At 57.5% G+C, this 19,156-nt stretch carries 12 protein-coding genes, 2 tRNA genes, 3 rRNA genes and 1 pseudogene; 6 read left to right on the forward strand and 12 right to left on the reverse strand.

Going from position 1 to position 19,156, the window contains the following annotated elements; translation table 11 throughout:
* The first annotated feature begins 139 nt into the window (after positions 1–139).
* Together AABM54_RS21785 and AABM54_RS21790 are read left to right on the forward strand one after the other, a co-directional pair.
* Complete coding sequence (locus tag AABM54_RS21785; protein WP_347902030.1) at positions 140–1,312, forward strand: hypothetical protein; 1,173 nt, start codon at positions 140–142, stop codon at positions 1,310–1,312.
* Between the two features lie 182 nt (positions 1,313–1,494).
* The gene (locus AABM54_RS21790) at positions 1,495–2,016 is read left to right on the forward strand and encodes a lysine methyltransferase (RefSeq protein ID WP_347902031.1); all 522 of its coding nucleotides are present in this window, start codon (positions 1,495–1,497) and stop codon (positions 2,014–2,016) included.
* Between the two features lie 10 nt (positions 2,017–2,026).
* On the opposite strand, the gene can is transcribed toward AABM54_RS21790, so the two are convergent.
* Positions 2,027–2,671: a carbonate dehydratase gene (gene can, locus AABM54_RS21795; RefSeq protein WP_347902032.1), complete on the reverse strand. Its 645-nt coding sequence runs from the start codon at positions 2,669–2,671 to the stop codon at positions 2,027–2,029.
* 154 nt (positions 2,672–2,825) lie between these two features.
* Between can and AABM54_RS21800 the strand changes: the two genes are divergently transcribed.
* Positions 2,826–3,224, forward strand: coding sequence for a serine kinase/phosphatase (locus AABM54_RS21800; RefSeq protein ID WP_347902033.1), 399 nt, complete (start codon positions 2,826–2,828; stop codon positions 3,222–3,224).
* A 147-nt stretch (positions 3,225–3,371) separates the two neighbouring features.
* On the opposite strand, the pseudogene rimI reads toward AABM54_RS21800, so the two are convergent.
* Positions 3,372–3,825, reverse strand: a pseudogene (gene rimI, locus AABM54_RS21805) (ribosomal protein S18-alanine N-acetyltransferase).
* Positions 3,818–4,564: an energy transducer TonB gene (locus tag AABM54_RS21810; RefSeq protein ID WP_347906280.1), complete on the reverse strand. Its 747-nt coding sequence runs from the start codon at positions 4,562–4,564 to the stop codon at positions 3,818–3,820. The pseudogene rimI and the gene AABM54_RS21810 overlap by 8 nt, the downstream one beginning before the upstream one ends.
* A 217-nt stretch (positions 4,565–4,781) precedes the next feature.
* Between AABM54_RS21810 and mksB the strand changes: the two genes are divergently transcribed.
* The 3 genes from mksB to mksF are packed head-to-tail and all read left to right on the forward strand — an operon-like array spanning position 4,782 to position 9,599.
* Positions 4,782–6,071, forward strand: coding sequence for an Mks condensin complex protein MksB (gene mksB, locus AABM54_RS21815; RefSeq protein WP_185015318.1), 1,290 nt, complete (start codon positions 4,782–4,784; stop codon positions 6,069–6,071).
* Positions 6,061–6,762, forward strand: coding sequence for an Mks condensin complex protein MksE (gene mksE, locus AABM54_RS21820; RefSeq protein WP_347902034.1), 702 nt, complete (start codon positions 6,061–6,063; stop codon positions 6,760–6,762). The genes mksB and mksE overlap by 11 nt, the downstream gene beginning before the upstream one ends.
* Positions 6,759–9,599 carry an Mks condensin complex protein MksF gene (gene mksF / locus AABM54_RS21825; RefSeq protein ID WP_347902035.1) on the forward strand — a complete coding sequence of 947 codons (2,841 nt, stop codon included), beginning with the start codon at positions 6,759–6,761 and terminating at the stop codon, positions 9,597–9,599. Before mksE ends, mksF begins: the two co-directional genes overlap by 4 nt.
* Positions 9,600–9,605: 6 nt before the next feature.
* On the opposite strand, the gene AABM54_RS21830 is transcribed toward mksF, so the two are convergent.
* The 9 genes from AABM54_RS21830 to AABM54_RS21870 form a co-directional block, all read right to left on the reverse strand.
* Positions 9,606–9,791 (reverse strand): hypothetical protein, encoded by a 186-nt coding sequence (locus AABM54_RS21830; RefSeq protein WP_347902036.1) that lies wholly within the window; start codon positions 9,789–9,791, stop codon positions 9,606–9,608.
* A gap of 17 nt (positions 9,792–9,808) precedes the next feature.
* Complete coding sequence (locus AABM54_RS21835) at positions 9,809–12,115, reverse strand: MlaD family protein (protein ID WP_347902037.1); 2,307 nt, start codon at positions 12,113–12,115, stop codon at positions 9,809–9,811.
* Entirely contained in the window at positions 12,108–12,731 is a 624-nt protein-coding gene (locus AABM54_RS21840) for a paraquat-inducible protein A (protein ID WP_347902038.1), read from the reverse strand. Before AABM54_RS21840 ends, AABM54_RS21835 begins: the two co-directional genes overlap by 8 nt.
* Positions 12,718–13,377 carry a paraquat-inducible protein A gene (locus tag AABM54_RS21845; protein ID WP_347902039.1) on the reverse strand — a complete coding sequence of 220 codons (660 nt, stop codon included), beginning with the start codon at positions 13,375–13,377 and terminating at the stop codon, positions 12,718–12,720. The genes AABM54_RS21840 and AABM54_RS21845 overlap by 14 nt, the downstream gene beginning before the upstream one ends.
* A 148-nt stretch (positions 13,378–13,525) precedes the next feature.
* A 5S ribosomal RNA gene (gene rrf, locus AABM54_RS21850) occupies positions 13,526–13,641 on the reverse strand.
* A gap of 158 nt (positions 13,642–13,799) precedes the next feature.
* A 23S ribosomal RNA gene (locus AABM54_RS21855) occupies positions 13,800–16,691 on the reverse strand.
* A gap of 253 nt (positions 16,692–16,944) precedes the next feature.
* Positions 16,945–17,020 (reverse strand) — tRNA-Ala (locus AABM54_RS21860).
* Between the two features lie 30 nt (positions 17,021–17,050).
* A tRNA-Ile gene (locus AABM54_RS21865) sits at positions 17,051–17,127 on the reverse strand.
* 162 nt (positions 17,128–17,289) lie between these two features.
* Positions 17,290–18,828: ribosomal RNA gene (locus AABM54_RS21870) — 16S ribosomal RNA — on the reverse strand.
* Together the 16S, 23S and 5S rRNA genes with 2 tRNA genes alongside form the textbook arrangement of a ribosomal RNA operon.
* Between the last annotated feature and the right edge of the window lie 328 nt (positions 18,829–19,156).

A 19,156-nucleotide genomic window follows, 5' to 3' on the forward strand; every position in this document is an offset into this window, starting at 1 on the left:
GACGCAACCTCCTAAACCCTGGGCGTGTGCGCTCCCCCCATGAAAAATTCAGCCATCGCCCACTTCTCTGTCACTCGCTCCTGATCCAGTATGGCGTTCACCCCCGCTCCGACGGGACATCGCTGAAAAGGATCTGAGCATGTTCAAACTCGCTGGATTGAGCCTCACCCTCGCCGCGCTCACGCTGAGCGCCACCGCCCACGCCGATGTCGACCTGAAGCTGGGCAGCAGCGAGCGGGTGACACGCCTGTTCGCCTACCCCAACAACTGCAACGTCATCTGCTTTCGCAACTGGACACTGGAACAGACCGTCGAGCATTACCTGACCCAAAGTGTGCAGCGCGACGGTTACAGCGCAGCCAAAGTCAGTGTCAAAACCGATAACAATCAGCTCTACGCCGCCATCAGCGGTGTGCCACACGGGTATGAAAAACCCCTGGCAGCGCTGCTCGATGCCGGGGACCTGGCCTACACCGGCGCCAGCAAACTGAACTCCGACGGCAAGTGGGCCTACAGCTGGTACTTGTTCCTGCCATTGGGCATGGCCCTGGAAAACCGCAAGAGCGTCGAGTTGCTGCACTTTCCACCGGACTACTCGCTGACCCAGGCCCAGGACTATCTGGAATCCAAGACCACCGACCGCTGGGCCACGCTGCTGACGGCCAACGGCATTGCGCCAGACCAGACACCGGCCTTTCAGACGATCATCGACATCGCCCCGATTGCCGCGCCCTCCAGCGCCGGCAAGGACCTGGAAGGCGTTTACGGCTACTTCACCGACTACCAGACCACGCTGGTCAAACAGTTCAGCCAGACCGCCGCTGGCGTGACCTTGCCGATGGTCGCCTTCGGCGCACCGGTACGCAACTGGATCAAGCTGCAATACGGTGTCACCGTGAATGTCCTGAGCCTGGCGCAAATCAGCCCGAGCGCAGGCGTCAAAGTGCCGGTGCTGGGCTCCAACCATCCGAGTTACATCTGGTACGCCGCCGATCCGGCCAACTATGACAACGATCAAGCCAAGGCCGATGCGGCAGGTTTGAAGGTCATGGGGCAAGACCTCAGCGCCGCGTGCTGGCAAGCCGGCATGGGCAGCAAACCCGCCAGCGACCCGAATGCCCTGCTCAAAAGTTGCACGCAAACCTGGCAAGTGACCGACAAAGTCAAAACCTGCGAGCTGTTTTTTACTTCGGTGCGCAATCTCACGCCTGAAGAGGCTCAAACCCAGTGCGCGAGCACGCCGATCAAGACCCAGCTCGATCAGCTGAAAGCCCCGGCGCCTGCGACCTCCGTGGCAGTCCCGCACCTGTAAATCAGCAAGTACTGACCCCGCGTAAGCATTTACTTACGCGGGACACAGGCGATCTCAACTGTCAAATTTGACAGTAGACCTTTCCATTTTTTTGCGAGACTCTCCGAGGGTACCCATGTGCTGCAGGGCGGACAGGATCGTCAGCCTCCGGAGGTCGCAGCCCCCAACAGACAAGGATCGTCATGAAATCTCAGGCCGAGGGCAAGCCACGTACACAGCCCAGCGACTGCGTTTACCCTTACGAAGAAACCAGCACCTGCCAGGGCTACCCTTCCCGGGCGCACTTCGAGGTCATCCAGACCGCCGATGGGCGGGGTGCAGGCATCACCGCGTTGCGCGATTACCTGCGCATCAGCCGTATGTGCCGGGTGTCCGGACTACTGACCCATGCTCGCCAACTGCACACCCTGCAACTGATACCGGGCGTTCACGTCCACGATCCGTTTTTTTCCGGATTGCTGCTGCACTCCTGCGACCCGAACGTGTTCCTGGACATGAGTGAGCTGTGGTTATGGGCATTAAAGGACATCACGCCCGGCAGCGTGCTGTGCATGGACTACGCCAGCACCGAAGACAAACTGATGCGTCAGTTTGCCTGCCAGTGTGGCTCGCCCGACTGCCGGGGCTGGATCACCGGGTACGATGAACCGCCCAATGCCGAAGGCCTGTTGTTTCTACAACACAGGCATCGACATCACGGCTAGGCACTGGGACCTACAGTGCACCGACCGGGCGCAAACGGTACTGCGGCGGCAATTGCTCAAAACCACTGATGGTCGCGTTCAGGCTTTTCCAGCGACCGTCCTTGATGCCGTAGATGCAACCGTGGACCGACAGGCTCTGCCCACGATGCCAGGCGTTTTGCACAATGCTGGTGTGCCCGACGTTGGCCACTTGCTGGATCACGTTGAGCTCGCAGAGACGGTCGACACGCTCTTCTTCGGTCGGCAGTTGCGCCAACACTTCACGGTTTTCGTAGTACAGGTCGCGAATCGAGCGCAACCAACCGTCGATCAGGCCCAACTGGCGATCCTGCATCGAGGCGCGCACGCCACCGCAACCGTAGTGACCGGTGACCAGGATGTGTTTGACCTTGAGCACGTCCACCGCGTACTGAATCACCGACAAGCAGTTGAGGTCGGTGTGCAGCACCACGTTGGCCACATTGCGGTGCACGAACAGGTCGCCCGGCAACATGCCAACGATCTCGTTGGCCGGTACACGGGCGTCCGAACAGCCGATCCACAGGTATTCAGGCGTCTGCTGGCGGGCCAGTTTGGCGAAGAAGTCAGGATCTTCCTGCTTGATCGCATCGGCCCAACGCTCGTTGTTATCAATCAGATCTTGTAATTCGTTCATGCTCGGAAGCCTCAAGAATGGTGCGCTGCTTTGACAGACAACCGCCCGTCGGGGTCACGCGTTTGGTGCAGATACCCGAGATCCATGCCGGGGGGGGAATCTTCAAGGGTGCAATCGGTCAACCGTAGTAAGGCCCACAGTATGAGGATTTGCCATGACCGAATCACGACGTCCTTTCGATGCGGTACAACCCGAACCCATCGACGACAACGAAGACCGCATGGGCACGATGCGTGAACTGGATTTCGATGAAGAACCCGGCGAGACCATTGGCGACCTGGTTCCCGAGCACCAGCGTGAGCAACCGACACCCAGCAAACACCTGCGTGAATCAGGCATGCACGAGAACTCGACGGATGACGACGAGTCCGACGACGACCTGAGCCCGGGAAACCTGATCCGTGAAGATGGTGCCCGTGATGCTCACGAAGCCGGGGAAGATTTTAGCGCCGATTGGGACTTGAGTATCGTCGACGAGAACGAAATTGGCGGAGGCAATGGGCTGGATGAAGCGGAAATGGCGGAGCGTGATCCTGTTGACGGGAATCGTTGAATCTGTGGCGAGGGAGCTTGCTCCCGCTCGGCTGCGAAGCAGTCGTAAAATCGGCTAACGTGTTCTTCCTGATGAATCGCGGCTGCCGATTTCAGGGCCGACTCTCGGCCCAACGGGAGCAAGCTCCCTCACCACAATGGTCATGCATCAATCCACCAACGTGCAGGCCATGACAACTGCATCTTCACGCCCGCCCACCGCCGGGTAGTAATCACGGCGACGGCCGACCTCGTTGAAGCCATAACGCTCATACAACCGAAATGCCGCGCGGTTGCTGTCGCGCACTTCCAGGAAACACTCCCGTGCCTGCGCCTTGTAGGCAATCGACATCAGGTGCTCAAGCAGCGTCAGGCCCAGGCCCTCGGCCCTGATTCTCGGGTTTGACCGTGATGTTCAGCAGGTGCGCTTCATCAAGGATGATCTGCACCACGCCGTGGCCGACCTGCTGCTGGCCTTCGAACATCAACCAGATCTGATACTTGCCCAACCCGTCGAGAAAGATTCCGCGGGTCCAGGGATGGCTGAACGCCGCGTATTCGATTTTCAGAACAGCGTCCAGATCCGCTTCGGTCATGGGGCGAAACGATACAGCGTCACTCATTTGATTCTTTCCAGCGCGCCATCAGCCGACGCATGGCTTGCCAGACATCAGCCTTACGCTGTGGCTCATCCATTAATAATTCCAGGCCAGGCAGGGCCCAGACCGACCCCAGGCCTTCGACCTGAAGTTCGCGATTGTAAGACTCGGCATTGGCCTCACCGGCAAAACGCACTGCGGGCAAGCCGATCAGCCACGTGCACACACAGGGTGCGTCTTCGAGGCGAGCCGAGAGGAAACCCTGCACGAAGTCGCGCGCGGCGTCCGGGCCCTGATCCATGGTGCCGCGAGCCAGCAACGGCCAGCGCACCGGTTCGCCGACAATTTGCGGGCTGTCCGGCAGCCCAGCGGCGCGCAGCATGTCCTTGAGCAGCAAGTACGCCGGATCGCGACTCTGGAACGCTCCGCCTGTGGGTAACTCCACCAGCAGCAGGCAACGGCCGGCACGCAGCAGTTGCAGGGCAAAACGCGGCGGCGGTACGGGCGGCGTCTTGGCCACGACCGGCGCAGGTTCGGCGTCTTCGACCGGTTTGCTCACCGGGCGTGCAACCGAAGGCGTCGGGCGCGGGACCTCGATCTTGACCCGCTCGGCGGGCCGGGGCGCGGGCTCTACAGGCGCTTTCGCGACCTGAGCAGGCACCCTCGGCGTCTCGACCAACGGCTCTGGCACTTCCAGCAGCTCGGGCCGTGACGGCGCGGCAAAGGGCAATTCGGTGCGCGGCAGCCAGTTGACCACCTGCATGGCGGTCAAATAGGCGCGGCGACGGGACTCGATAAGCAAAGGTCGGCCACTTGTGGATAACTAAAGTGCGGGGATTCTACCGCCCTTCGCTCAAGATCGCCCGCAGTTGATCGATAGAAAGCAGACTGTCCGTCCCGTCGATCGCCCGAGAGGGATTCCCATCGCGCGCGATGCAGTACAATCGCCGCTTTTAATCGCCAACCAACCGGCCATTACCATGATCGAACCCAAGCGCGTCTTGCGCGCCCTCGCTGAACACTGGGCACTTCTGGAGCCGTTGTGCGAGCACTTCGACCAAGGCACCCTGAGCCTCAACGAACTGCGCTCGCAACTGGCCGCCCAGCAACTGGACAGCACGCCACAGGACATCACCAGCCTGCTGGATGTGTGGATTCGCCTCGACATTCTGGTGCCCGTGGCCAAAAGCCCGAACCGGTTTGAGCTGAACGCGCAGATCCACGACTTCCTCGCCTACCTGCGCCGCGAGCACCGCTTGGGCCTGTGCCTGGAAATCGAAGCCTACCTGCGCCATCTGGAGCGGCTGGCCGGTTACATCCAGGACGCCTTCGACATCCGTGATGGCAACGACCTGGCGCGCCAACTGCGCTTGCTCGACATGCGCGTACGCGATGTGCTGAAAAAACTCGCCAACGACGAACAGGCCCTGGTGGCCGTCGCCGAACGGGCCAAGACCAGCGACCGACAAATCCCGTTGCGCCAGCGTTACGCCGAAGTCCTGGCGACCTGGGACGAATACGTCGAGCCGATGATCCAACTGGTGAACGCCGACGGCGCGTTCGAGCAAGGCGTGCGCAAGGTTGAAAACGTGCTGTTGCGCATGCTCAGCGAACAGCAGCGCCTGGGGCATCTGGTCGACGACGACATGCTGCTGCGCACCCATGCGCGCATCCTCGAAATGCAAACCAGCGCCCAGTTGACCCTGCGTCACGCTCGCGAATTGCTGCTGCCGTTGCGGGAAGAAGCCCGCCGTCACAACGCAGTGACCCGTGGCGCCGCACTGGCCTTGTCGATGATCCGCCGCAAGGGCATCGACGCTGTGCCACAAGCGGCCATGCCGATGTTCACCCGGCCGCAAAGCACCTTCCTCGGCAGCGCCAGCCAGGTCGAAGCCTACGTCTACGCCCTGGCGCGTTTCGAGCCGAAACCGGCGCGTTTCCCCAAGGCCCACAAGACTCAAAAAGGCGAAGCGCCACGCGCGCCGCGCACCGTTCGCGAAATGCTCGAGCGCTGCGAAGACGCGCTGCCGATGCCAGACCTGATGACCTGGCTGCTGGAGCAGGAACCAGACGGTGCAACCGACGAATTGCTGTACTGGTTCTCCCGCCTGTCACGGGAAAAACGCTTCAAACGCGAGCGTCTGGAACGCCGCGATTACCACACTCACGAGCACCAGGTCAGCCTGCGCTCCTTCGCCCTGCTCTCGGCCCGCGACACCGCCGAGGATTCTGCGAGCACCCTCTATGCAAGTACTTCCCATGCAACTTGATCTTTCCGAACTGTCCCAGCTGGCGCCGATCTTTCGCGAGCTGTTCAAGGGTTACCACGTCAGCCGCCGCGATCCCGAGTTGTACGCGCAGCTGTCGAACTTCCAGGATCAGTACCGCACGCTGTTCAAGGCCCTGGGCTTTGAGCTGGTCTGCGACACGCGTGGTTTCTACTATTTCGTGCCGGACCTCGCCGCCGCTGCGGTGAACAAGACCGCCCAGCGTCTGGCATTGTTCACCTTCATCCTCGTCGAGCACCTGGCCGACCAGGGCCGCGACCCGATTGCCGTGCTTGATGGCGGCAGCCTCGGTCGCGATGAACTGCCCTCCTTGCTGGAAAAGTACCGCGACCTGTTCATCCAGGCCGAAGTGCAGACCGTCGAAGAACTCGAAGAAAAAATCATGCGCCGCATGACGCAGTTGGGTTTCGCCGGTGAAGAGAACGGCATCTACCGTTTCCTGCCACCGATGCACCGCTTCCTCGACGTCTGCCTCTCTGTTCAACAGGACCGTGACCTGGCCGCCAGCCTGCACAGCGTGCTGCCGTTGCCGGTGCCAGTGCTGATCGATGACGACAGCGACGAAAAACTGTTGGAAACCGATGACCCGCTGGACCTCAGTGAATTCGAGGGTGAAAGCGAAGAAGACGCACTGGCCCGCGCCATTGCCGAAGAACAGGAGCTCGACGCATGAGCAAGGAACGTTACGGCATCCGCCGCTTTGCCCTTTTGAACACCGCCGGCTACAGCCTCGGCCTGTTCCCGCTGGAAGAACCGCTGTCGGTCTACGGCGCGAACAACCTCGGTAAATCCGCCTCGATCAACGCCTTGCAGTTCCCGATTCTGGCGCGCATGTCGGACATGAGCTTCGGCAAGTACAGCCTGGAACAGTCGCGCCGTTTCTACTTCGCCTCGGACACCAGTTACATCCTGGTCGAAGTCTCGCTGCCTCACGGTCCTCACGTCATCGGCGTGGTCGGGCGTGGCCCGGGCGGTGGTTTCGGTCACCAGTTCTTCGCCTACGCCGGCAAACTCGATCTGGCCCATTACCAGAAAGACGACACCTGCCTGCGCCAGAAAGAGCTGTTCAACAACCTTGAGCGCCAGGGCCTGAAAGCCTACGAACTCAAACCTGATGAACTGCGGCGCTTGCTGGTGGGCGGTCACACTTCGGTTCCGCTGGACCTGACACTGATCCCGCTGCGCTCCACCAGCGAGCAGAGCCTGAAGACCTTCCGCGCGCTGTTCATCAACCTGCTGCACATGCGCGAAATCACCGCAGCCAAGCTCAAGCAGTTGTTCCTCGACGCGTTCGAGCACAGCCTGCGTTCCGGCAGCGTCGATTACATTGCCGCGTGCGAAGAAGCGTTCCGCGATGTACGCCGCATGGAGCAGGACTACAACTCGCTGGTCACCGCCGGTCCTTTGGTCGAAGCCCTTTCGGCAGGCGTCACCCAGCGCAACATCCTGCGCGGCAAGTTGCACCGCATCTCGCCGCTGCTTGACTCCTTGCTGGGCACCTGGTCGGACTATGCCGGCGCCCGCAAGGAAGAGCTGACGATCCAGGCCGAACACTACCGCAACGAGCAGGATGCCCTGCAAAACGACCAGCGCGGCGGCACTCAGGAACTGATGCGCCTGGAACGCGAGATCACCGGCATCCAGCGCTGGCTCGGCGAGTTGTCGGTGCTCAAGCATCGTTTCGCGTTGGTCGATGACGTCAAAGTCCTTGAACAACAATTGCTCGCGGCCAAAGACGCCCACGATGAACTGGCCGGTGCATTGGCGCAGTCTCGTCAGTTCAGCGCCGAAGACCTTGAAGAACGCCTGCGGGACCTGGAAAAACGCCTGAAGTCGGTCAAGCAGCAACTCGATCACGCTGACAACAACAGCTATGCCCGCCTGCGCGAAGAGTTTTCGCAACAGGACGTGGAGCGCCTGATGCGCCTGTTCAACAGCGCCCTGTTCAGCTTGCCGTTGGGCGAGCATGGCATCGCGCTGGACGACGAGGGTCAGTGGGTCAAATCCATGGAGCTGATCCTCGACAGTTTCAAAGGCGAGCGTTTCGAAGCACCGGGCCTGTCCATCGACCTGTCGCACATCGAACCGCCAGCCCTGCAAGCCTTGGCTGACCGCGCCGCGTTGCGCGATCAGAAAGAGCGCCTGGAAAAAGAACTCAAGCAGCTTAAGACACAGCAAGCCGTGGCGGCGGACCGCGCAGCCAGCAAGACCCAGACCGAAGCGCTGTACCAACAAGTGCTGGATGCGCAAAAAGCCCTGGAAGACTTCCGTCGCTCGCAAACCCTGAGCGCTGAAGAAGGCGACAAGCTGGAGCAGTTGGCGCAGATGGAAGCCGCGCAAGATGAGTTGAAGCGCTCCAGCGACGCCTTCACCGAACGCGTCCAGCAACTGTCGGCCAAGCTGCAACTGGTCGGCCGCCAGATCGGCGACATGGAAGCCAAGCAACGCACCCTCGACGACGCCCTGCGCCGCCGTCAGTTGCTGCCGGCCGACCTGCCGTTCGGCACGCCGTTCATGGACCCGATCGACGATTCCATGGACAACCTGCTGCCGCTGCTCAACGACTATCAGGACAGCTGGCAAGGTCTGTTGCGCGTCGATGGGCAGATCGAAGCGCTGTACGCCCAGGTTCGCCTCAAGGGCGTGGCCAAGTTCGACAGCGAGGACGACGTCGAGCGTCGCCTGCAATTGCTGATCAACGCTTACGCGCACCGTACCGACGAAGCCCTGACGCTGGGCAAGGCACGCCGTGCCGCCGTGACCGACATCGCCCGGACCCTGCGCAATATTCGCAGTGACTACGACAGCCTTGAGCACCAACTGGCGCTGTTCAACCGCGAGATCAACAAGCGTCAGGTCTCCAACCTGCAAAGCTTCCGCATCGTGCTCGCGCCGAACAAGGAAGCCCTCAAGCACATCGACCAGATCATCCACAGCGCCGGTCAATACGAAGAAGGCGAAACCCTCTCCGTGTTCGACCTGAGCCAAAGCGCCGATCAGGACAACAAGAACGAAGAAGCCAAGGAATACCTGGCGCGTCTGGTGGCGGCAAACCACAACCAGTTGGGCCTGAAAGACCTGTTCGAGCTGGCGTTCGAAATCACCAAGGTCAACGGGCAACCGGTGATTCACACCGACATCGATGGCGCCGCGTCCAACGGCACCACCATGACCATCAAGGCGCTGACCAACATGTACTTGTTGCTGCACTTGATGGACCGCGACCAGGCCGGTCGCGTGCGCCTGCCGTACTACCTCGACGAGGCGGCGGACATCGACGAGAAGAACCAGGCAGCCTTGCTGGAAACCAGCCTGCAACTGGGCTTCGTGCCGATTCTGGCCAGTGTGAAGCCGCAGGTCTGCGCCAGTGTCGCCATCGACCTGGAAGGCGGCAGCGGACCGAACGGCATCTATATCGACGAGGCGGACTGGAAGTACATCCGTCGCCACGATGAAGTGAAGGCTGTGGTTAACGTTGAAGCGGATGAGCCGGAGCTGGATGCGGTTTGATTTGCGTTAATCGAAGGCAATAAAAAAGGCCGCAATCCAATGGATCGCGGCCTTTTTCATGGTCATTTCTTTTAGTCTTTCAGTGCATTTGAGGGCCTCTTCGCGGGCAAGCCCGCTCCCACATTTGATCGCGTCCTCATGAAAGAACGCGGTCACTGTAGGAGAGGGTTTGCCCGCGAAGGCGTCACCCAAGACGCCTGATTAACTGCCTACTGTTTGCCGAGTGGAATCTTCGGCGCCCAGATCAGCCATTCATCTTCAAACTTGTCGAACAACGGGAACGTCTGCTCAGGCCGCGCGGGGTTGCCCATGCGTTCACCGTCCGGGGTCGCGAAGGCGATACCGCCGGCGATCAGGGTTTCCAGTGACTCGGTGCGAACGGTCGCGCCTTTGAACAGGCCAAAGTCCACGCCAAAACCGCTGGCATTCCAGAACCGACTGCCGCCGCGCACCAACGGTGCGTACTTGGGTTCGATCAGAATATGGATCAGCACCCGGTCAGCGGTCTGGCCCAATTCATAACCGGTGACTTTGCCCACGGTAATTTCGCGGTAGGTCACCGGCACACCGGTCTTCAGTGAACCGCGACGCGCGGCGCTCAGCACCAGGCTCAAGCCTTCTTCCTGCGCAGTGGCTTCCGGTGGCTGTTCCAGGGCAACAAAGTTCTTTTGCGGCCCCAGGTTCTTCGCCGCTGGCTGCACTTCGATGTACTGCCCCGTCACCAGGGTTTCGAGGTTCGAGGTTTTGATCAGGCCCAGCTCAGGCTTGACCACCCAGAACTGGCTACCCACCCGGGCGATACGATCCGGCACCTCGGTGATACGGGCGGTGAGCAGGACCGATTGCAAGTCATCACTCAAGTCGACGCCTTCGACTTTGCCTACGTCCAGGCCCTTGAAGCGAATCGGCGTACCACTGCGCAAACCATCGGCACGGTCGACCTTGATGGTCACCACCGCGCCCTTCTGGCTCGCCTCTTCGCGGCTGGCAAACAGCCGGAAGCGTGGAATACGCTTGCGCAGCGGAACATTCGCGATAGGCGTTTCGAAGGCAATACCACCGGCCATCAGACTTTGCAGAGACTCACTCTTGACCTGAATCCCACCGGTCAAGCCACCCGAAAGCGTAATGCCACTGGCATTCCAGAAACGCGTCGAGCCGTTGACCAACCCTTCGTACTCTTTCTCGATGTGCACACCAATGACCAACTGCTTTTTGGTGCGCGAGAACTGATAACTCTGCACCGAACCGACCTTGACCTGCTTGTAGAGAATCGGACTGCCGACTTCCAGCGAGCCCAGGTTCTCGGTGAACAGCACCATGTGCAGGCCCGGTGAACGCAGGTCCAGTGGCGGCGCCTTGGCGCGCGCCTCGAACTCACGCTGCGGTGCGCCGCCCTTGTCACCCGGGCGAATCGCGATGTAGTTACCCTTCACCAACGCTTCCAGGCCGGTGATGCCGGCCAGCGAAATCGACGGCTTGACCACCCAGAACTGAGTCCCGTTGACCAGGTAATCCTCGGCCAGCGGATCAAGGGTCAGCTCGGCACTGGCGCTGGACAGATCAGGGTCGACCTTCAGTGCTTTCAAACTGCCGACCTGAATCCCCTTGTACATTACTGGCGTGCGACCGGCCTGCAAGCCTTCGAAGTCACTGAGCTTCACTTTGACCCGGATTCCGGCCTGTGCCGCGTCGAAGTCTTCATACAGCCGGAATGGCAGGCTCGGGTCAGTCGGTGGGCTGTCCCTGCGGTTCTCCGGCGTGGCGAACGCAATACCGCCGGCGACGATGCTCGCCAACGATTCACTGCGCACTTTGACCCCGGACAGGTTCGCGTCGATGCTGATGCCACTGGCGTTCCAGAAGCGCGTGTATTTGCGGACCAGGCTGGCGTAAGTCGGTTCGATGAAGACCTTGAGCTCGACCGTGCTCTGATCTTCTGACAGCAGGTAGCTTTTCACCTGGCCGACACGAATCTGCTTGTAGAACACCGGGCTGCCGCGACTCAGCGAACCAAGACGATCAGCCTTGATGGTCAGGTGCAGGCCCGGCTTGGAGTCCGACAGCGGCGGTTCTTCGGCCAGGGCCTTGAACTTGCGGCTCGGCTCACCTTCGCCTGGGCTGATCGCCACATAGTTACCCGATACCAGGGTTTCCAAACCCGTGATCCCGGCCAGGGAAACGCTCGGTTTCACCAGCCAGAAGCGGGTGCCGGTCTTGAGGTATTGCTCAACGTCCTTGTTCATTTCGACGGTGGCAATCACCCCCTTGGACGCCCCTTCATCATCAAGCGTCAGGCTCTTGACCTTGCCGACCGACATGCCTTTGTAGACCACCTCGGTCTTGTTGGCCTGGATGCCTTCGCCACTTTCAAAACGGACATGCACCTCGATACCTGTCTCGTTGTAGGCACGCCAGCCCAACCATCCACCGATAATCAGGGCAATCAACGGCAACACCCAGATCGCCGACCAGTTGGAGGCCGGTCGGGTTTTAGCTTTAGGCAAATCAGTCATGGTCGTCGTCCGACTCCGTGTTATCCCAAATCAGTCGGGGATCGAAAGTTACTGCGGCAAGCATCGTCAAAATCACCACACTGGCAAAGGCCACCGCGCCGAGATTGGCCTCGACGCTGGCAAGCCGACCGAAATTCACCACCGCCACCAGAATGGCGATCACGAAAATATCCAACATTGACCAGCGGCCAATGAACTCGATAAACCGATACATGACGATGCGCTGCCGAGCCGATAACGGCTGGTGGCGTTGCACCGAAAACAACAGCAGGGCAATGCCGACAAGTTTGAAGGTGGGAACCAGAATGCTCGCGACAAACACCACGGCGGCAATCGGGATCATGCCGTGCTGAACCAACTGGATCACCCCGGACATGATGGTGCTCGGGTCACCCTGGCCCAGTGCACTAACCGTCATGATCGGCAGCACGTTCGCAGGAATGTAGAGAATCGCGGCAGTAATCAGCAGTGCCCAGGTCCGCATCAGGCTGTTCGGCCGACGCGCATGCACCAAGGCTCCGCACCGCGTACAGACCTGCTCGTCGGTGTCCGGGTCCTGCCTGTTCAATTCGTGGCATTCGGCACAAATCAGAATACCCGCATCAATCGCCCGCATGAGCGTCTTCTCCCGACAAGGCTTGCCAGATCTGATGGGGCGACATCACCACCTCCAGCCAGACCTGAACCAACAACAAACTGACAAAACACACCAGGCCAAGACCGATGGTGATCGCCGCCATATCCGCCAGTTTGACGATGGCCACCAACACTCCCATCAGGTAGACCTCCAACATCCCCCAATCGCGTAGATGGTGATAAATGCGATAGAGCAGCAAGCCATAACTGCGTCCAACATCCAGGCGAATAGTCAGTAAGACGAATAACTGACAGAGCAGTTTGAGCAGGGGGATGCCCATGCTGCACAGGAACACCACAACGGCTACGCCTTGCATGCCCGTATCGAACAAGCCGACTACACCACTCCAGACAGTATCGTGCGACGACTGTCCGAGTAGATTGAGCTGCATGATGGGTAAAAAGTTCGCCGGGATGTACAACAATAGAGCAGCGATCACCAATGCGAGGCTACGCTCCACGACATTGTGCCGATGGGCATACAACTCGTAACCACAACGCGGGCACAGGGCTTTCTCACCATGGGCGAGTAGAGGCTTGCGCATCAGCAAGTCGCACTCATGACACGCCACCAAATCGTCCAGCGGTAAATTTGACAGCCCTGAGGCGTCAACCGGGTCGGTCATAAGAGACTCAGGCTCTAAAAAGGTAGGGAGCTATTCTAGTGTTCTCGCTCGAAAATAACTGTGCAAATTTGTTGATATCACAGCCAACTTTTTTGCAGGCAAAACAAAACCCCTACCTGCATACGCAGATAGGGGTTTCGGAATTTAATCTTGACGATGACCTACTCTCACATGGGGAAACCCCACACTACCATCGGCGATGCATCGTTTCACTACTGAGTTCGGGATGGGATCAGGTGGTTCCAATGCTCTATGGTCGTCAAGAAATTCGGTAGCCAGCTCGTGTGCCTTTCGGTTCACGCTCCAGCGAATGGGGATGTGATAGATCTCGGTGCTTTGTGAATCGCAAACTTTCGGTTCGTTTCGTCTTCACACACCGCAATCTGGCGCTCTCTCGAGTCACTAAATTGCTTGGGTGTTATATGGTCAAGCCTCACGGGCAATTAGTATTGGTTAGCTCAACGCCTCACAGCGCTTACACACCCAACCTATCAACGTCGTAGTCTTCGACGGCCCTTCAGGGAACTCAAGGTTCCAGTGAGATCTCATCTTGAGGCTAGTTTCCCGCTTAGATGCTTTCAGCGGTTATCTATTCCGAACATAGCTACCCGGCAATGCCACTGGCGTGACAACCGGAACACCAGAGGTTCGTCCACTCCGGTCCTCTCGTACTAGGAGCAGCCCCTCTCAAATCTCAAACGTCCACGGCAGATAGGGACCGAACTGTCTCACGACGTTCTAAACCCAGCTCGCGTACCACTTTAAATGGCGAACAGCCATACCCTTGGGACCGGCTTCAGCCCCAGGATGTGATGAGCCGACATCGAGGTGCCAAACACCGCCGTCGATATGAACTCTTGGGCGGTATCAGCCTGTTATCCCCGGAGTACCTTTTATCCGTTGAGCGATGGCCCTTCCATACAGAACCACCGGATCACTAAGACCTACTTTCGTACCTGCTCGACGTGTCTGTCTCGCAGTCAAGCGCGCTTTTGCCTTTATACTCTACGACCGATTTCCGACCGGTCTGAGCGCACCTTCGTACTCCTCCGTTACTCTTTAGGAGGAGACCGCCCCAGTCAAACTACCCACCATACACTGTCCTCGATCCGGATAACGGACCTGAGTTAGAACCTCAAAGTTGCCAGGGTGGTATTTCAAGGTTGGCTCCACGCAGACTGGCGTCCACGCTTCAAAGCCTCCCACCTATCCTACACAAGCAAATTCAAAGTCCAGTGCAAAGCTATAGTAAAGGTTCACGGGGTCTTTCCGTCTAGCCGCGGATACACTGCATCTTCACAGCGATTTCAATTTCACTGAGTCTCGGGTGGAGACAGCGCCGCCATCGTTACGCCATTCGTGCAGGTCGGAACTTACCCGACAAGGAATTTCGCTACCTTAGGACCGTTATAGTTACGGCCGCCGTTTACCGGGGCTTCGATCAAGAGCTTCGCGTTAGCTAACCCCATCAATTAACCTTCCGGCACCGGGCAGGCGTCACACCCTATACGTCCACTTTCGTGTTTGCAGAGTGCTGTGTTTTTAATAAACAGTCGCAGCGGCCTGGTATCTTCGACCGGCATGAGCTTACGGAGCAAGTCCTTCACCCTCACCGGCGCACCTTCTCCCGAAGTTACGGTGCCATTTTGCCTAGTTCCTTCACCCGAGTTCTCTCAAGCGCCTTGGTATTCTCTACCCAACCACCTGTGTCGGTTTGGGGTACGGTTCCTGGTTACCTGAAGCTTAGAAGCTTTTCTTGGAAGCATGGCATCAACCACTTCGTCACCCAAAGGGTAACTCGTCATCAGCTCTCGGCCTTAGAATCCCGGATTTACCTAAGATTCCAGCCTACCACCTTAAACTTGGACAACCAACGCCAAGCTGGCCTAGCCTTCTCCGTCCCTCCATCGCAATAACCAGAAGTACAGGAATATTAACCTGTTTTCCATCGACTACGCTTTTCAGCCTCGCCTTAGGGACCGACTAACCCTGCGTCGATTAACGTTGCGCAGGAAACCTTGGTCTTTCGGCGTGGGTGTTTTTCACACCCATTGTCGTTACTCATGTCAGCATTCGCACTTCTGATACCTCCAGCAAGCTTCTCAACTCACCTTCACAGGCTTACAGAACGCTCCTCTACCGCATCACCTAAGTGATACCCGTAGCTTCGGTGTATGGTTTGAGCCCCGTTACATCTTCCGCGCAGGCCGACTCGACTAGTGAGCTATTACGCTTTCTTTAAAGGGTGGCTGCTTCTAAGCCAACCTCCTAGCTGTCTAAGCCTTCCCACATCGTTTCCCACTTAACCATAACTTTGGGACCTTAGCTGACGGTCTGGGTTGTTTCCCTTTTCACGACGGACGTTAGCACCCGCCGTGTGTCTCCCATGCTCGGCACTTGTAGGTATTCGGAGTTTGCATCGGTTTGGTAAGTCGGGATGACCCCCTAGCCGAAACAGTGCTCTACCCCCTACAGTGATACATGAGGCGCTACCTAAATAGCTTTCGAGGAGAACCAGCTATCTCCGAGCTTGATTAGCCTTTCACTCCGATCCACAGGTCATCCGCTAACTTTTCAACGGTAGTCGGTTCGGTCCTCCAGTTAGTGTTACCCAACCTTCAACCTGCCCATGGATAGATCGCCCGGTTTCGGGTCTATTCCCAGCGACTAGACGCCCTATTAAGACTCGCTTTCGCTACGCCTCCCCTATTCGGTTAAGCTCGCCACTGAAAATAAGTCGCTGACCCATTATACAAAAGGTACGCAGTCACCCAACAAAGTGGGCTCCCACTGCTTGTACGCATACGGTTTCAGGATCTATTTCACTCCCCTCTCCGGGGTTCTTTTCGCCTTTCCCTCACGGTACTAGTTCACTATCGGTCAGTCAGTAGTATTTAGCCTTGGAGGATGGTCCCCCCATATTCAGACAAAGTTTCTCGTGCTCCGTCCTACTCGATTTCATGACTAAGAGATTTTCGCGTACAGGGCTATCACCCACTATGGCCGCACTTTCCAGAGCGTTCCGCTAATCTCAAAGCCACTTAAGGGCTAGTCCCCGTTCGCTCGCCACTACTAAGGGAATCTCGGTTGATTTCTTTTCCTCAGGGTACTTAGATGTTTCAGTTCCCCTGGTTCGCCTCTTAAGCCTATGTATTCAGCTTAAGATAACCATCTTATGATGGCTGGGTTCCCCCATTCAGACATCTCCGGATCAAAGTCTGTTTGCCGACTCCCCGAAGCTTTTCGCAGGCTACCACGTCTTTCATCGCCTCTGACTGCCAAGGCATCCACCGTATGCGCTTCTTCACTTGACCATATAACCCCAAGCAATCTGGTTATACTATGAAGACGACATTCGCCGAAAATTCGCATGCTCTCTTAATCAAGAGCAACTCACAAATTTTACCTTAGCCTGATCCGTTACCAGTGAAAGTAACGTCCAGTCTATCTTTCTATCACATACCCAAATTTTTAAAGAACGATCTAATCAAAGACTAGAAATCAACATTTAACCTTCATCCGAAGGAAATGCTCATTTCTAAGCTCTAACGCAGAAACAGCAGTAAGTGGTGGAGCCAAACGGGATCGAACCGTTGACCTCCTGCGTGCAAGGCAGGCGCTCTCCCAGCTGAGCTATGGCCCCGTATTTCTACAGGCGTTTCCCACACAAAATTGGTGGGTCTGGGCAGATTCGAACTGCCGACCTCACCCTTATCAGGGGTGCGCTCTAACCAACTGAGCTACAGACCCAATTTCGAGCTACTAAGGCCGACCTCACCCTGCTCCTTACCACAAAGCATGGGGTACGCTCTAACCAACTCAGCTACAAACCGATACAGGCTGCTTCTATCGTCTTCTTCAATGAATCAAGCAATTCGTGTGGGAGCTTATGCAGCAGCTGATGTCGTCGATTAAGGAGGTGATCCAGCCGCAGGTTCCCCTACGGCTACCTTGTTACGACTTCACCCCAGTCATGAATCACACCGTGGTAACCGTCCTCCCGAAGGTTAGACTAGCTACTTCTGGTGCAACCCACTCCCATGGTGTGACGGGCGGTGTGTACAAGGCCCGGGAACGTATTCACCGCGACATTCTGATTCGCGATTACTAGCGATTCCGACTTCACGCAGTCGAGTTGCAGACTGCGATCCGGACTACGATCGGTTTTATGGGATTAGCTCCACCTCGCGGCTTGGCAACCCTCTGTACCGACCATTGTAGCACGTGTGTAGCCCAGGCCGTAAGGGCCATGATGACTTGACGTCATCCCCACCTTCCTCCGGTTTGTCACCGGCAGTCTCCTTAGAGTGCCCACCATAACGTGCTGGTAACTAAGGACAAGGGTTGCGCTCGTTACGGGACTTAACCCAACATCTCACGACACGAGCTGACGACAGCCATGCAGCACCTGTCTCAATGTTCCCGAAGGCACCAATCCATCTCTGGAAAGTTCATTGGATGTCAAGGCCTGGTAAGGTTCTTCGCGTTGCTTCGAATTAAACCACATGCTCCACCGCTTGTGCGGGCCCCCGTCAATTCATTTGAGTTTTAACCTTGCGGCCGTACTCCCCAGGCGGTCAACTTAATGCGTTAGCTGCGCCACTAAGAGCTCAAGGCTCCCAACGGCTAGTTGACATCGTTTACGGCGTGGACTACCAGGGTATCTAATCCTGTTTGCTCCCCACGCTTTCGCACCTCAGTGTCAGTATCAGTCCAGGTGGTCGCCTTCGCCACTGGTGTTCCTTCCTATATCTACGCATTTCACCGCTACACAGGAAATTCCACCACCCTCTACCATACTCTAGCTCGACAGTTTTGAATGCAGTTCCCAGGTTGAGCCCGGGGATTTCACATCCAACTTAACGAACCACCTACGCGCGCTTTACGCCCAGTAATTCCGATTAACGCTTGCACCCTCTGTATTACCGCGGCTGCTGGCACAGAGTTAGCCGGTGCTTATTCTGTCGGTAACGTCAAAACAATTACGTATTAGGTAACTGCCCTTCCTCCCAACTTAAAGTGCTTTACAATCCGAAGACCTTCTTCACACACGCGGCATGGCTGGATCAGGCTTTCGCCCATTGTCCAATATTCCCCACTGCTGCCTCCCGTAGGAGTCTGGACCGTGTCTCAGTTCCAGTGTGACTGATCATCCTCTCAGACCAGTTACGGATCGTCGCCTTGGTGAGCCATTACCTCACCAACTAGCTAATCCGACCTAGGCTCATCTGATAGCGCAAGGCCCGAAGGTCCCCTGCTTTCTCCCGTAGGACGTATGCGGTATTAGCGTCCGTTTCCGAGCGTTATCCCCCACTACCAGGCAGATTCCTAGGCATTACTCACCCGTCCGCCGCTCGCCACCAAGTACAAGTACCCGTGCTGCCGCTCGACTTGCATGTGTTAGGCCTGCCGCCAGCGTTCAATCTGAGCCATGATCAAACTCTTCAGTTCAAACATCTTTGGGTTTTTAAGAAACCCTAAACTTGGCTCAGCAATCGTTGGTTACATCTTTGATTTCTCGCGGAGTAACTTGTGATGCTGATAATCTTGTTGACTATCAGTCTGACTGCACAAGCACCCACACGAATTGCTTGATTCAGTTGTTAAAGAGCGGTTGGTTAAGACCTTTCGTCTCAACCGAGGCGCGCATTCTACAGCAGCCTCTGTTGCTGTCAAGTGATTATTTTCAGAAGCTTTCGAAGAATTCTTCAACAACTTCAACCACTTGCGCTTCCGATCTCTCGTCAGCGGGAGGCGAATTCTACAGCGTTACTCGCTG

Source organism: Pseudomonas purpurea (assembly GCF_039908635.1).
Classification (GTDB): domain Bacteria; phylum Pseudomonadota; class Gammaproteobacteria; order Pseudomonadales; family Pseudomonadaceae; genus Aquipseudomonas; species Aquipseudomonas purpurea.

Bases quoted from the DNA above. Each gene is read 5' to 3' on its own strand.
- AABM54_RS21785 (WP_347902030.1), top strand. From the start codon at position 140: ATGTTCAAACTCGCTGGATTGAGCCTCACCCTCGCCGCGCTCACGCTG.
- AABM54_RS21790 (WP_347902031.1), top strand. From the start codon at position 1,495: ATGAAATCTCAGGCCGAGGGCAAGCCACGTACACAGCCCAGCGACTGC.
- can (WP_347902032.1), bottom strand. From the start codon at position 2,671: ATGAACGAATTACAAGATCTGATTGATAACAACGAGCGTTGGGCCGAT.
- AABM54_RS21800 (WP_347902033.1), top strand. From the start codon at position 2,826: ATGACCGAATCACGACGTCCTTTCGATGCGGTACAACCCGAACCCATC.
- AABM54_RS21810 (WP_347906280.1), bottom strand. From the start codon at position 4,564: ATGCAGGTGGTCAACTGGCTGCCGCGCACCGAATTGCCCTTTGCCGCG.
- mksB (WP_185015318.1), top strand. From the start codon at position 4,782: ATGATCGAACCCAAGCGCGTCTTGCGCGCCCTCGCTGAACACTGGGCA.
- mksE (WP_347902034.1), top strand. From the start codon at position 6,061: ATGCAACTTGATCTTTCCGAACTGTCCCAGCTGGCGCCGATCTTTCGC.
- mksF (WP_347902035.1), top strand. From the start codon at position 6,759: ATGAGCAAGGAACGTTACGGCATCCGCCGCTTTGCCCTTTTGAACACC.
- AABM54_RS21835 (WP_347902037.1), bottom strand. From the start codon at position 12,115: ATGACTGATTTGCCTAAAGCTAAAACCCGACCGGCCTCCAACTGGTCG.
- AABM54_RS21840 (WP_347902038.1), bottom strand. From the start codon at position 12,731: ATGCGGGCGATTGATGCGGGTATTCTGATTTGTGCCGAATGCCACGAA.
- AABM54_RS21845 (WP_347902039.1), bottom strand. From the start codon at position 13,377: ATGACCGACCCGGTTGACGCCTCAGGGCTGTCAAATTTACCGCTGGAC.